The sequence below is a fragment of the Gimesia benthica genome (assembly GCF_009720525.1).
Classification (GTDB): Bacteria; Planctomycetota; Planctomycetia; order Planctomycetales; family Planctomycetaceae; genus Gimesia; species Gimesia benthica.
In genome coordinates, this window is sequence record NZ_CP043930.1 from 5,131,657 (window position 1) to 5,144,492 (window position 12,836).

9 protein-coding genes are annotated in these 12,836 nt (G+C 56.2%); 3 read left to right on the forward strand and 6 right to left on the reverse strand.

Going from position 1 to position 12,836, the window contains the following annotated elements; genetic code table 11:
* Window positions 1-10: 10 nt before the first annotated feature.
* Together F1728_RS19980 and F1728_RS19985 are read right to left on the reverse strand one after the other, a co-directional pair.
* Window positions 11-1,246, reverse strand: a complete 1,236-nt coding sequence (locus F1728_RS19980) for a glycosyltransferase (RefSeq protein ID WP_155365547.1) — start codon at window positions 1,244-1,246, stop codon at window positions 11-13.
* Window positions 1,243-2,037: a hypothetical protein gene (locus tag F1728_RS19985; protein WP_155365548.1), complete on the reverse strand. Its 795-nt coding sequence runs from the start codon at window positions 2,035-2,037 to the stop codon at window positions 1,243-1,245. The genes F1728_RS19980 and F1728_RS19985 overlap by 4 nt, the downstream gene beginning before the upstream one ends.
* Window positions 2,038-2,446: 409 nt before the next feature.
* On the opposite strand from F1728_RS19985, the gene F1728_RS19990 reads away from it, so the two are divergent.
* Together F1728_RS19990 and F1728_RS19995 are read left to right on the forward strand one after the other, a co-directional pair.
* Window positions 2,447-3,673: an ATP-grasp domain-containing protein gene (locus F1728_RS19990; protein WP_145043625.1), complete on the forward strand. Its 1,227-nt coding sequence runs from the start codon at window positions 2,447-2,449 to the stop codon at window positions 3,671-3,673.
* Window positions 3,674-3,733: 60 nt separating this feature from the next.
* On the forward strand, window positions 3,734-5,764 hold the full coding sequence (locus tag F1728_RS19995; protein WP_155365549.1) for a hypothetical protein: 2,031 nt from the start codon (window positions 3,734-3,736) through the stop codon (window positions 5,762-5,764).
* A gap of 36 nt (window positions 5,765-5,800) precedes the next feature.
* Here F1728_RS19995 and F1728_RS20000 read toward each other — a convergent pair whose 3' ends face one another.
* On the reverse strand, window positions 5,801-8,755 hold the full coding sequence (locus tag F1728_RS20000) for a PVC-type heme-binding CxxCH protein (RefSeq protein ID WP_155365550.1): 2,955 nt from the start codon (window positions 8,753-8,755) through the stop codon (window positions 5,801-5,803).
* Window positions 8,756-8,772: 17 nt separating this feature from the next.
* Window positions 8,773-9,726, reverse strand: a complete 954-nt coding sequence (locus F1728_RS20005; RefSeq protein ID WP_155365551.1) for an amidohydrolase family protein — start codon at window positions 9,724-9,726, stop codon at window positions 8,773-8,775.
* A 169-nt stretch (window positions 9,727-9,895) separates the two neighbouring features.
* On the opposite strand from F1728_RS20005, the gene F1728_RS20010 reads away from it, so the two are divergent.
* Window positions 9,896-10,798, forward strand: coding sequence for a hypothetical protein (locus tag F1728_RS20010; protein WP_155365552.1), 903 nt, complete (start codon window positions 9,896-9,898; stop codon window positions 10,796-10,798).
* Window positions 10,799-10,804: 6 nt separating this feature from the next.
* Here F1728_RS20010 and F1728_RS20015 read toward each other — a convergent pair whose 3' ends face one another.
* Together F1728_RS20015 and F1728_RS20020 are read right to left on the reverse strand one after the other, a co-directional pair.
* Window positions 10,805-11,218 (reverse strand): DUF2721 domain-containing protein, encoded by a 414-nt coding sequence (locus F1728_RS20015; RefSeq protein ID WP_155365553.1) that lies wholly within the window; start codon window positions 11,216-11,218, stop codon window positions 10,805-10,807.
* Window positions 11,219-11,297: 79 nt separating this feature from the next.
* Window positions 11,298-12,764, reverse strand: coding sequence for a sulfatase-like hydrolase/transferase (locus F1728_RS20020; RefSeq protein ID WP_155365554.1), 1,467 nt, complete (start codon window positions 12,762-12,764; stop codon window positions 11,298-11,300).
* Window positions 12,765-12,836 lie beyond the last annotated feature (72 nt).

Genomic DNA, 12,836 nt, shown 5'->3' on the forward strand with positions numbered 1-12,836 from the left:
AGATGCCGCTTCAGCGAGGTCCGGTCAGCCAGAGTCTCATCCGCTGCAGTTTCAACGCCAGCCGACCGGCAATCGAGCCGCGAAATTCCGCGTATTCGTGTGCGGACTGTTCATGTTCTGTCTGCCGTTCCTGCAACTGGGACTGCAACTGTTGAAGCTGCTGTTCCAGCAGTTGAGCGCGTTGCTCAAACCCGGCGGCCCGCTGTTCGACTTCTGCCTGTCGTTTCACCAGCGGAGCCAGTTCCTGCAGGTAATTCGCCGCTGCTCTGAATTTGCTGGCAGGAGAAACAGTCTCATCCTGACTCCGCTGCACAGCACCGTGATAAAGCAACTCCAGCTCATCCAGGTACTGCTCCAGGTCAGCCTCCTGGCGAATCCATTGTGAAACTTTTGATGCATCTGCCGCGTTATATCCGGAAAGGGCATCCACAAGACTGGCTTCCATTAAGGGGGCCGCCTGCATCGTCCGCACCCCAAAATTCAATCGGCGGAGCTGCTGCATGTTTTGTGAGGTCACCAGCCCTCCCACCCCGTAATGTTCGGTGACGACCACCGCACAACCCACGGCCATCGCTTCCAGCGCACAACGGGCTTTCGCAAACACAACGTCATATTGAGGCAGCAACTCTTCGGGCCGAGGCTGCACATTCCCGGAGCTCTGTCCGATGAGATCCACCCGTTCGATGCCCCTCGCACGACAGGCTGCACGAATCAGCCCTGCATAGTTCTGATCCGACGCCTGGTTGCTGAAGATGAGCGCAGACTGCGGTTGTTCCGGCAGTGGCGCTCGCGGCTGATAACGTTTCAGATCGACGAAGTTATACAAAGTTCTGACCTGCTCAGACGCAATGCCCGGCGTCGTCAACAGCCGCTCGCGACACAAATCATCGACGGCGACATATGTGAAAATATTCGGAAACACGACCGGACGTTCCTGCCAGGGAAGCCAGCCATGACAGTAATACACGACAGGCGTCTCAGGAAAATGCAGCATCGCCGACATCGCTTCCAGATGATGCTGCGCGTGAATCACATCAGGCGGTTCCTGCAGTGCGTTCAGATCGTTGATCACGGGGATCGTCTTCGATTGTAACTCTTCTCCCAGGTCTCCCAGTGTTGTGGAATACGCCACCGGCAGATGTCCGCGACGCAACAGTCCCTGCGCCACGTCGGACAGGAACAGTTCCGAACCGGCTCGCAACGCGAGCGTATTATTCGTCAACAGGATCCGCAGGGGGGACGTCATGCGCGGTCGTCCCTCCCCAGGGCGGAAATCAGGGGAAGCATATGCTGACGAAACTCGATCGCGCGATCATAGTATCCCGCTGAGACCTGACGGGCCCCGTGCCGCTCATAGAACGGAGGTGTCTCCTCAAAATGATTCAGTTCATGACCCGAGATGGATGGCGAAAACCATTCCTCCCCCAGGATTTCGTCTCCAAATTGCGCGAGCATCTCTTCGACCTCTTCGAGCAGGGTGTCTCCCACTTTCCGGGCGTAATCTCGAATCTGGGCTAGCTTCCATGCCTGTTCGGTCTGACTGAGTGCGTGGCACCAGGCTCTATCCCGATCTGACCAGGCACTGGGAGAATCCACGAGCGGGAATTCATAGTTGTGCACTGTTCGACCGGATGTCTGCTGCAGATCATGTACGGCACTGTCAATCAGGCTGCGGCACAGATCATGTGAAGGGTTATAACCCTCGATCGAGTCGCCCACCACCAGAGCGATCTGCTGTTCCTGAAGTGTCTCGCAGATCTGAGTTCGCAGTTGCGTAAAGAAATCCAGATCCTGATCGAGTATCGCCTGGTAAAACTGCTGATCGGTAAAATTCCCGCACAACGATCCCAGACGACCGCCGGCCCCTTCGATCAATTGACAGGAAAGTTCAATCCGAGGCTGAGTGGTATGACCGGAACCATCAGTCAGAATCAATACCAGCGGTCGAGCTGTTTTCAGCCAGCCGAGTACGCGCAGTTCATGACCGGGATGGCTCAGAATCAGAGCGGTAGAGGGAGAATTAGAAGTCGGGCGCATTGTCACAGTAGTATAGAAGATCGCAGTAGTAGATCACTCAATTCCGAGGGGAATGATCGGCATGTTGTCTGGAACGTTACAAAAGTGCTCCTGGCCCTGTGGGGTTATAATTATAGCACTCCCATTCTTGAAGCGTCTAGTGAACTTAAAACCCTTGTTCCCGCCGGTACATTTGCACTTAAATGTTCCCGATCTCTGTCTGATTCCGCATAAGAATGAGACTGCGAAAGAGTGCCCTTGGAATTAAGGTCCTCAGCCGTTAAGGTGAAAAGAGAGAATAAAGAAACGAAGAAAATTTGTGAGTCGGTCCCTTTCAGCAATCCAACACCATTCTGATCGTATCATTCGTTGTCATCACGCAGCGTGGCCGGCAATAAACTTACAATGAGAACCTCAACGAAAGTTTATTATGGCTGAAAAAAATCCTGATAAAGGTTACATCGCATTACTAGGCTGGTCTTTAGGCGCTATTGAAGCCGCAGAGAATTTTGACCGGCGTTACATCGTGATTGCCCCCGAGTGGGCCGAAGACTACGCCCGCGAGCATGGAATCCCCTATCTTCCCTGGAACTTTGAACGTCTCAATGAACGTTCGCTGGAAATCGCTGAACAGTTGCAGGAGAAAGGGGTCGACATCGCCATACCCCTGTTCGAAGAGACCGTAGAATGGGCAGGCGCCATTAACTCCGTACTGCGTCAGAACCCACGCCTCCACGGCCAGGCGGTTTTGTTTCGCGATAAAGCACTTATGAAACGCCGGGCCCAGCTTGGCGGGATTCGCGTCGGGATCTTTGAAGAAGCCCACGATCGCGACGACGTGATTCGCTTCATCCGCCGGGTCAACCAGACACTGCTCAAACTCGACGGCGATCCGGATGACCCGATCCATGTGAAGGCCTTTGATAAAGCAGGCTGCCTGGGCCATCGTATGATCAGCACGCCGGAGGAAGTCTATCGGATTCCCGACGAGGAATTTCCTCTGCTGATGGAAAGCCATCTCGACGGGCACGAGTTTGCCGTCGAAGCCTGGATCCACGATGGGAAAATCCGCTTTCTTAACATCTCGGAATATGTCCGGCTGGGCTACTCCGTCTTCGTGCCCCCGTCTCCCGAACTGGAAAAATGGCGGCCCCGTATCATCGAAGAAGTCGAAAAACTGATTCACACGTTCGATATTCAGTTCGGCCAGATTCACCCGGAATACTTCCTCACCAGCGACGGGACCATGTATTTCGGCGAAGTCGCCTATCGACCGCCGGGGTTCAAAGCCTTTGAGCTCATCGAACGGGCGTACGGCTTTAATCCCTATCAGGCCTCCATGCTGGTCTTCGATCCCAAAACCACGGAAGAGGAAATCGAAGAATTCTTTTCCGAGGACGTAAAGAAAGCCAAAGGACATGCCGGCTGTTTCGCCGTCTATCCGCGCCGCTGGGTCGTCAATCGGCTGGAAATTCCAGACGAAATTCTGGATCACGACTATTTTGAATTTCATGAACTCCCCGAACCGCTCGAATCCAAGGTCTCCAAACGATCCGCATTCGGCACACACTGGGGGCTCTTATTCTTTTTCGGAGAAGATCCTGTTCAATTGAAGGAACTTCTGGAACATCAGGAAGAGCTGGACTTTTACGTATAACTTCGCCTCTCACCAGGTATTTTCACGATGCGGAAACCATACCCTGGCGAAAACTGACCTATGACGAATATCAATACCGACGAACTGACGCCGGCTCTGGAGCGGTTTTCAGCCGCCCTGGAGCGACTCGAACAGGCACCGCTGTTTGCCAAAAAGAATCATCGCAGCAGACTGCTGGACACGGCTGAGCGCCTCCTGCGGAAACCAGGAGGCGTCGAAGCGGTCTACCAGTCTGCGGAGCGTTTTGATGCCGCCGGTCTGTTTGAGGGCAGCGACTGGGCATTCCCCTCGCGCCTGCAGCCGGGCCTCGTACCGCGCACGCTGGCAGAAGCGGATCGCTGGACAGTAACCCTCGAATGTCTCAGTCAGTTGCGAATCCTGGCGCTCTCCGAACGAAAGGTCTCCCGTCCCGGGTTCTCTGCCGAGCAGGCCAGTCACTTTCTCAAGGAACTGCTCGCCCTGACCCTGGAGTATGTCTTCGATCATCATCAGACCGAAGCGGCTCGCGTCAACGCGGCTGCCTTTCAACTGCCTCGGAACGTTCTGCGGTATGTGGCTGAGAACATCGGTTACGATAATCTGCTCGAGCAGCTCGTCGAAGAAATCTGGCGATTGTTGCGGCAGCGCCCGATTCGCATCGAGCCTGTTAAACTGATGATCACGAAGCTGGCCGTCTACTGTTACGACCCGCAACACGAAAATATCATGATTCCGGCCGGGGCCGAGCGACTCATCAGCTCCCTGTTCAGTCCGAGTCCCAATTCGCTGGGAGATCCGGGAACGTCGGTCTATGCGGAGCGGCTCACCACGCTCGACAGTCAGGCCCTGGGAGAAGAAGCCGGCGCCTGTGCCCGTTCCATGTACGACACCGGGCTCGTATCCCCCTATCACGCGGTATTGGTTCGTTTCCTGGTCAAAGAAAATCCCGAGTTGCTGGTCACGGCCCTCGGACTGAGCAGCACCGGCGTTGATGGCCTGTTGACCTACCGCGAACTGGTTCACGCCATCATCGACAAAGCCGTTCATCCGGAAACCAGTCAATCGATTCTCGGTCTCTCAGGTATGCTGGAACGTGCCGTCCTGCATTTTCCCGGCGTGGCTTCGTCCCTCTGGCGACAGATCAATCTTCCACTGACGCTCGCGACGCAGAATCGACTGATCGCTTCCTGCGGCAGCGAACAGCCGCCGGACGTCTATCTGCTCGCGGGACTGCTCAGCATGCTCGGCCAACCACTGGGTGTAGGCCAGGGAGACAACCCAACCTGTCAATCAGCGCGTGCTCTCTCCTGGTGGGCCTATTCCGATCCGGACTACCTGCTGCAACTCCTCGCCTGGGCTGGACGCGATGATGGCGTGCTCATGACCTTTCGCGGGCAACGCATCTCATCGGCGTTTCTCCCCGCAGGTGGAGCCGGCGTTGTTGGCAGCGATCTCGATCCCGTATCAATGGTCCTGGTACCCCACCTCGATCGCGTCTATGCAGAGATGTGTCGACTGGTACACAAGGCGGGCGAGGATCCACATCTGCACGTCAATCCGGAGTTTCATGGCTGGCAGGTGGGCGGCGGGTTTGCCATCGCCGTCGATGTTGCACACGGGAAACTGCACGAGTATGAAACCTTCATTCGTCTGTTCTACGCCTGTTATCACCCCGTCTATAATGGCGGCAATCCGGTCATTCATCCGCAACCCGTCGGGCTGGCGGTGACCGATTCACTGGCACGCTTTGTCGGCTGGCATGCGATCACGATATTACGGGTCGCCATCGATCAGACCGGCGTAACCCGTGTTTACTTTTTCAATCCCAACAACGACAGCGGTCAGGATCTGGGGAACGGTGTCGTCGTCTCGACCAATGGAGCCGGCGAAGTCTACGGCGAATCTTCCTTGCCGATCGCAGAATTCGCATCACGTCTCTACCTGTTTCATTATGACCCGCTGGAAGTCGGCGATCAGACACGGATTCCCGCAGAACAGGTGCAAACCGTGATGCAGCTTGGCAAAGAAAGCTGGGCTGCACAGAAAATTCCCGCTCTGGATGACCTGATCGCCCCACCTCCCGCACAGCTCCCTTCCACCTATCCGAAATAGGCGAATTGCTGGTGGGGGAATGGTACCCGTGCGACTTTAATTCACCGCATTCGCAGCATTGGCCTGCAGGCTCATCAGGTACGCCAGCAGGTCAGCCATCGTACGCTGGTCGATCTGTTTCTCCAGACCTTCGGGCATGAAGGAGAGTCCTGAACTGCGGATCTCTTCAATATTGATCCGCAGCACCGTCGTACTCGTACCGTCCGGTTTGCGGACCGTGATACTGTTCACGCTTTCGTCGGCAATCATTCCCGACAGCACCTGGCCGCTCTCCAGCACCAGCGTATAACTCATGTACTGCGGCTTCACTTCGCGGTTCGGATCCAGGATATGCAACAGCACTCCCGCCTTCCCACGATCGCGAATCGCCTTCAGATCCGCGCCCACCGCAGTCCCGACACCTTCCAGACGATGGCAGGCTGAACACACCTTCTTAAACACCGCCTTGCCCGAGGCGACATCACCGTTCGTTTTCAGAGCGGACTGGTATTGCTGAACCACCTCGTCCCGGCGTGCCAGCGAACGGTCTGCATACAGTTGCTTGACCCGACTGGCCAGTCGTTTGTCCGGATGCTGTTTCAGCAGATCTACCCGTGCCGGGCTCAGGTCCCCGCGACCGATGCTTCCGGCTTCGATCGCATCGATCAGTGCACCGCTCCAGGCAGCACGGGACAGCAGCGTCTCAGCGGCTTTGGTTCTCAACTCCGGTGTCATCTTCGGCCAGCCGCTGATGAGCAATGCAGCGATCTCCTGGTCCGGAAACTGTCCCAGTTGAACAATCGCAGCTACCTGCACCGGGTTCACCTGCTGAGGTTCGAGTAACTCGCTGAACACGTCCCACACTTCCGCGTAGGGAGCGAACCCCAGCCGCTTAATGGCCGTCAGTCGCTGATTGACTGGCAGCCGCGTGTTGAGTGCCGCTGCCCGGGCCTCCTCCAGCACCCGTCCCATAATCGGCTTCAGTGATGCCTGGTGACGATTCAGAAACTCGCGACGCGTCTTTTCCGGCTGTGCTGCCAGTAACGTCAGCAGTACCGCTGCCTGTTGCTCTTGAGCAGCGCTCCACTGCAGCAGACTGTTAAGCACAACCTCTGTTTCCTGGGGACGACCTGCAGCCCCCGTCTGTCGGGCCAAGGCTGTCAGAAAACGAATGCCTGTCTGAGAGCGAGGATATGCGTCCTCGTGGGCCAGCCGCTGAAACACGGTCCCTGCCCCCTCCGCTAAGGAGCTCAAGATCGCCAGTTCCATCCACTGGTCCTGACCATCCCGCATCGCCAGCGACGCTAACACTGCGTTCCGCTCCGTCGTTGATTTCAGTTCTCCCAGCGAAAACGCCAGCTGATAGCGAACCTTGAGTGCAGGATCTTCACCCATCGCCAGCAGTTGATCGCGCACGGCTTTTGATTCCTGTACCCGCTGCTCAACCAGCCGGAGAGCATGCACCCGCACTTCAGGTACATCATCTTTCAGTGCCCGCAGCAGACTCGCTTCGTCCAGTGACTCAAGTCCCTTGAGAGCGTACAAAGCCGTCATTCGAGCCACTGGATAATCTGACTCAACAGCCAGTTGTTTCAACAGGGGGACCGCCGACTGATCCTGTCGTTCGTAAATCAGTCGGGCCGCGGTATCGCGATGCCAGCCGTTCCGATGGGACAACAGTCGCACCAGTTCCGCCGTCGTCGCCTTGCCCAATTGCGGTAACGGCGATTGTTCAAAGTTTTCCCGCACGATCCGATAGATCCGTCCCCGCTGATCACCGCCGTTGACATTCACTTTCTTGAGTAACTCGGGCGGCAGGAACATCGCCCCTTCAATCAAATCGCGGTTCATGTCGATCACATACAGATTACCATCCGGCCCGTTAGCGAACTGCACCGGACGAAACCGCGTATCCATAGAAGCCAGAAACTCGCGACCTGCATCCGCCCGTCGGGCCACTAGACCCACGCCGTCCGGCTCCAACTGTCCCCGAAACACGAGGTTATTCGCGGGCTCACCCACAAACACGCTTCCCCGATACTCTGCCGGCCAGGCATCGCCCCGGTAAATCGTCACCCCCGTCGCTGCGGTAAAGAAGCCGGACGATTTACCCCCCTCATTGCTCCCCCGGAATTTGCCTTCGTTTCGCAGGCGGGTCCGCTCCTGCCGCCAGTATTCCTCCGGGCTGATGCGAAACAGCTGCGTATGCTTCCCCCCTTCGGTGATTTCCACCGCGGGAGCCGGCGCCTTGAGATACGGATTCCGCGCCAGGTAGCGATCGTCGTACATCAGCATCTTGACCGGCGAACTGTTCGAGCAGAGAAACTCCTGCCCCCAGTCGTCGATCGCTAGTCCATGCTGTCCGCCGCCACTGGAGAGAGCAAAGTGCAGCGTCCGCGGATCAAACAGAAACCCGCGATTTCTGATCGAACGAGCCTTCTCACCTGGATGTTTCACTGCTCGAACTTCCGAACCGGAATAACTGGTGCAGGCATGAAAGCGATTGTCGAGTCCCCAGAGCAGCGTGTTCAATGAGGGATCGGTCCGGTTCTCAAGCCGACGAAAGCCGGTGAAGACCACCTCCCGCGTATCGGCTCTGCCGTCCCCGTCCGTATCCTTACAGAACAGCAGGTCGGGGGCGGCTGCCACGAATAGTCCGCCGTCATAACAGGCGACCGCAGACGGCGCCGCCAGATCCGAGACGAATACCGTGCTCTTGTCATACTGTCCGTCCCCGTCGGTATCTTCCAGCATTCGCACGCTGCCTGTTACCGGCTGTTTGTCTTTCGCGAACTGCTGGTTGTATTCCGGATACTCCACCACGAACATCCGACCGTTTTCATCGAAAGCCAGCGCCACCGGATCACGTAGCAAGGGCTCTGATGCCACCAGTTCGACACGAAAACCAGGTTTCACTTGAAACGATGAGAGTGCGTCCGCCGCTTTCTCATCCGCCATCGCAGTCTGTAACAGCATCGCTCCCGTCAGCAATGACAGGCATAAACTTCGCATCAGCTTTTCCTTCCCTCTCACGCATTCCCGTTCAAGGCGCGTTCGGCGTTGTTGTAGAAGATGTCCTGCAGCGTGGCTTCATCTTTCACCATCCGCACGAGGAACTCCTGCAGACGCGTGCTGTAACAGACACCATTGAACTCGCCACCTCGACCGTCGCTACAGGGACAGTCACTGCCGAACAGCATCTGTTTCGGATGCCGTTCCAGGAAACCGGCGGTGAATTCTTCATCTCGCGACAGCGCATTAAACCCGCTGCCGGCGGACATGTCCGCATACAGGTTCGGATAATTGCTCAGCAGATGATCCAGCAGTCCACCCGGCTTGACTGGTCCCCGCGGATAGAGTGTCTTATCCGGCGACGGAACATCGGCACTGATATGCGACCAGAAGGACTGGGCATGACCGATGATCCGCACCCGCTGGTATTTCTTTAGATACGGTTCCAGGTATTGTTCGATCCCCTGGTTGAATCCTTTTTTGTCATCCTGGAAATGAATTGTGATCGGCCAGTTGAGCTCGTCGCACTCCGCAATGACCGCCTCCACCCGTTTGTCATTCAAAGGCAGATGCTCTTTCTGTTCGCCGATCCCCCGGCAGCCCAGCAGGTGGTAAGCGCGAATTCGCTCGATCACATCCGGCTGACGAATGTCGGTCTGGCAGAACGGAATCAGACGCTCCGGGTACTGGTGAAACGCATGCAGTACGGTTTCGGTCCTTAGCGTCACGCCCCCTTCTCCCGTCTCTAAAGGCAGGATGAACGCCTTATCCGTTCCGGTGTTATCCATATGCTTGATCGTATCTTCAATCGTGCGCCCCTTGTGGTTGATATGCAGGTGGCAGTCCAGCTTCTTGTATTTCTTCGCCTGTTGCGCCGGATCGGCAGCTGCACTCACAGGCAACAACGCACTACAGCAGGCCGCGCCCGTTGCATACAGAAAACCACGTCGCGAAATGGTCGGATTCCACATATCTACCTCGTTTCATTCAAATTAATGCAGCGCTGGAATAAAATCGTTCCTTTATGAATCACTTTCAATATATCATAAACAACGTTAAGTTATCACGCATGAATCTGAATTTTCGCCGGTACATTCACGGGCGAAACACCTGTCAACCGCCTGTTGAAAAGAGTTTGAAATGACCCTCGCCCGAACGTTGCTCGCCTGCTGTCTCTCCCTCCTGCTCCTCTTTGTCAGCCCGTTACCAGCCGCCGATCAGAGCCCGGACCGACTCTACGATCCCGGCGTTCCCGAAACCGGCTTCCTCACGCTCGAGACAGATAACTACACCATCCCCATGGACGCCGCCAGTGGCTGGACCATCGAGAAGATGTTTTATAAAGGGTACGAGTTCAGCCTCAACAACGGTCACTATGGAACTGTGTTGCGTCCCAAAGGCGAACAGTGGTGGGGTACCGGCCACAAAGAAGGGGGCCGCGAGGTCGTTCACAAATTACAGCTCATTGTCGACGGCAAAGAAGTTCCCATCACGAAGACCGGCGAGACAATCAAAGGCCAACGGATTGAGTTCATCAAGGTATCCACGATCTGGAAATTCAAAGTTCGCGCCGAAACCACGATCACCAATTCCGAAGTCTTTGAACGCACGCAGCTGGAAGCCCTCGCAGACTGCGAACTGGACCTGCTCTATTACTTCATGCACTGCTTCCCGCCAAGCTCTACGAAATGGATGGCACGCCTCCCCGACGGCACCATCGAAACCGGCCCGCTCTCGCACTCCAAGAAAATGGCCGTCAGTCAGGACACATCCTGGGTCGCCCAGTTCAATCCGGCCGAACAGCTCAGCGTGCTCTGTTACACTCCCCGCGTCATCACCGGCAACAAAAGCGCCAGCATGATCTGGGACCTCGACCGCTACCACAAATACTACCTCCGCCACAACGACGGCCAGGCTTTCAAGCAGGGAGACAAGCTCGACTTCACCGTCATCGTCAAAGTCATCCCCCAGGAAACCGGCGACTGGAAAGCCACACAAAAGGCGGCCGCAGAATTGATGAAACAGTTTCCGGCGGAGAAGTGAGGTTCGTTACCGCTCACAATCCCGCTCGATCCGTTCAAAGTGTTCGTCGATCACATTCAGACTCAACAGCGATTCACGCACCAGTTGCACCGAGGCGAACACCACGCAGCCGATGCCGACGATGATCAGCCCGCCCACAAACCAGAGCGATTGCGGCCGCCAGAGATTCACGACGCCCCCCAGCAGACTCCCCAGCGAAAACAGTCCCACGCTGACATACAGGCTCGCCAGTGCGTCGCGGAACAGCCGCGCCCGCTGTTGCAGGTTGCGTGACAGAATCTGCGCCCCCGCATCGGGGTGATCCAGCAGATGGTGAAACTCGGTATGAATCTGACCAAAGCGGGCCGAAGTCGAACCAATCAGCAACGCCACTCCCGGCAACAGGATCAGCGGCGTTAACCAGAATTCAGTACTGCTCATGTATTGTTATCTTTCAAGGATCAGGACAGACTCGCCACAAAAACCTTTTTCGTGTCTTTCGTGGTTCATAAAAGACTGATTATTTCCGCTTCGCTTTCTTTTTACTCCCGCCCAGAATTCCCGGTTTCTGATCCCACTTCTGTGGCGGATTCTTTTCGTACCGTGGAGCAGCATCTTTTTCCGGGAACTGGTCTGCGATTGCGGTCAGCCGTTTCAGAGCAGCCTGGTCTTCAGGATCATTGGAGTCGATCAGGTTCTTCTCTTCCCACGCGTCGCTGCTGACCTTATACAGCTTAAACGGTTTCCCCTTCGCATTGATCCACAGCTTATAGTCTTTGTCGCGAATCACACGGTCGTCATAATCCAGCGCGGGTTGAACGCGTCCGTCACGCAGCGCCGCCGGCCCGCCTCCCATTGAGAGAATCCATTCCCGCGGCCCTGTCTGCGTCTCTCCCAGAATCAGCGGTGCGAACGATTTCCCATCCACCACGCGATCCGCCGGCAGCTTGGCTCCTGCCAGCTCGGCAAACGTGGGCAGGATATCGGTGAAGTCGATCAGGGCGTCCGTCTCCACACCCGCGGGCACCGTACCCAGGCAGTTGACGATGAACGGCATCGCCGTCCCGTTCTGCTCAGTCATCTTCGTCTTACCACCCCGCACCATACGACCATTGCGTTTGTTACTCTGGCCGCCGGTACCGTTGTCGGTAGTAAAGACGATAATCGTATTCTCACGCACCCCGGCAGCGTCCAGGGCAATGAGCAGTCGTCCGACCAGCTTGTTGGTGTAACGCACCATGCCGGCGAACATCCGTTGTTTTCGCTCGTTCTGACCCAGGTCGTTATCGTTTTCGAAGTCCTGTTTATTGTCGGGCGTCGTCGTCAGCGGACTGTGTGTCAGCACCATCGGATAATAGAGCAGCATCGGCTCGTCTTTGTGTTTCTGTATGAAGTTCGCGAGGTAATTGCAGAAAATATCGGGACCGAATTCACCTTGAAAGGTCTTGCTCCCTTTCCCCTTGATATTGATATAGGGATTCCAGTACCGCTCGGCACTCGGCGGGTTATCTGCTTCATACCCCGTCCACATGCACCAGTCGTCGAAGCCCGCTTCTTCCATCGCCTTCGGTTCGACACGAAAATCGTCGATCTGCCACTTCCCCACCGCACACGTTTTGTAACCGGCGTCGCGGAGTACATTCGCAAATGTCGTATTTAAACTCGGATCAAAATGCGCACCCGCGCCCCAGCGGGGAACATCCCAGTGATTCGTCCAGCCATGCCGGAACGGATACTGACCTGTCAACAGCGTCACCCGCGTCGGCGTGCACTGTGGCATACACCACGCGTTGTTGAACTTCATTCCGGTCGTCGCCAGCTGATCGATGGCCGGCGTCCAGACTCCTTCACCCCCGTAACTGCTGATCCACTCCTTGCCCAGGTCATCCACCAGGATAAACAGGATGTTCGGCTGACGGCGCTCTTCCGCCTCCGTGGGTTGAATCAGTAACAGTAACACAATCAGACACAGCAGGCTGCGGTACATGATAAACCTCTTGATAAGGTGAAGGTGATTAATGATCACTCAACCTGCGATTCTAACTCTACGCAGGTACCA

What these genes read in the sequence shown, in the direction of transcription:
- F1728_RS19995 (WP_155365549.1), top strand. Translation starts at nt 3,734, where the DNA reads ATGACGAATATCAATACCGACGAACTGACGCCGGCTCTGGAGCGGTTT.
- F1728_RS19985 (WP_155365548.1), bottom strand. Translation starts at nt 2,037, where the DNA reads ATGCGCCCGACTTCTAATTCTCCCTCTACCGCTCTGATTCTGAGCCAT.
- F1728_RS19990 (WP_145043625.1), top strand. Translation starts at nt 2,447, where the DNA reads ATGGCTGAAAAAAATCCTGATAAAGGTTACATCGCATTACTAGGCTGG.
- F1728_RS20005 (WP_155365551.1), bottom strand. Translation starts at nt 9,726, where the DNA reads ATGTGGAATCCGACCATTTCGCGACGTGGTTTTCTGTATGCAACGGGC.
- F1728_RS19980 (WP_155365547.1), bottom strand. Translation starts at nt 1,246, where the DNA reads ATGACGTCCCCCCTGCGGATCCTGTTGACGAATAATACGCTCGCGTTG.
- F1728_RS20010 (WP_155365552.1), top strand. Translation starts at nt 9,896, where the DNA reads ATGACCCTCGCCCGAACGTTGCTCGCCTGCTGTCTCTCCCTCCTGCTC.
- F1728_RS20015 (WP_155365553.1), bottom strand. Translation starts at nt 11,218, where the DNA reads ATGAGCAGTACTGAATTCTGGTTAACGCCGCTGATCCTGTTGCCGGGA.
- F1728_RS20020 (WP_155365554.1), bottom strand. Translation starts at nt 12,764, where the DNA reads ATGTACCGCAGCCTGCTGTGTCTGATTGTGTTACTGTTACTGATTCAA.
- F1728_RS20000 (WP_155365550.1), bottom strand. Translation starts at nt 8,755, where the DNA reads ATGCGAAGTTTATGCCTGTCATTGCTGACGGGAGCGATGCTGTTACAG.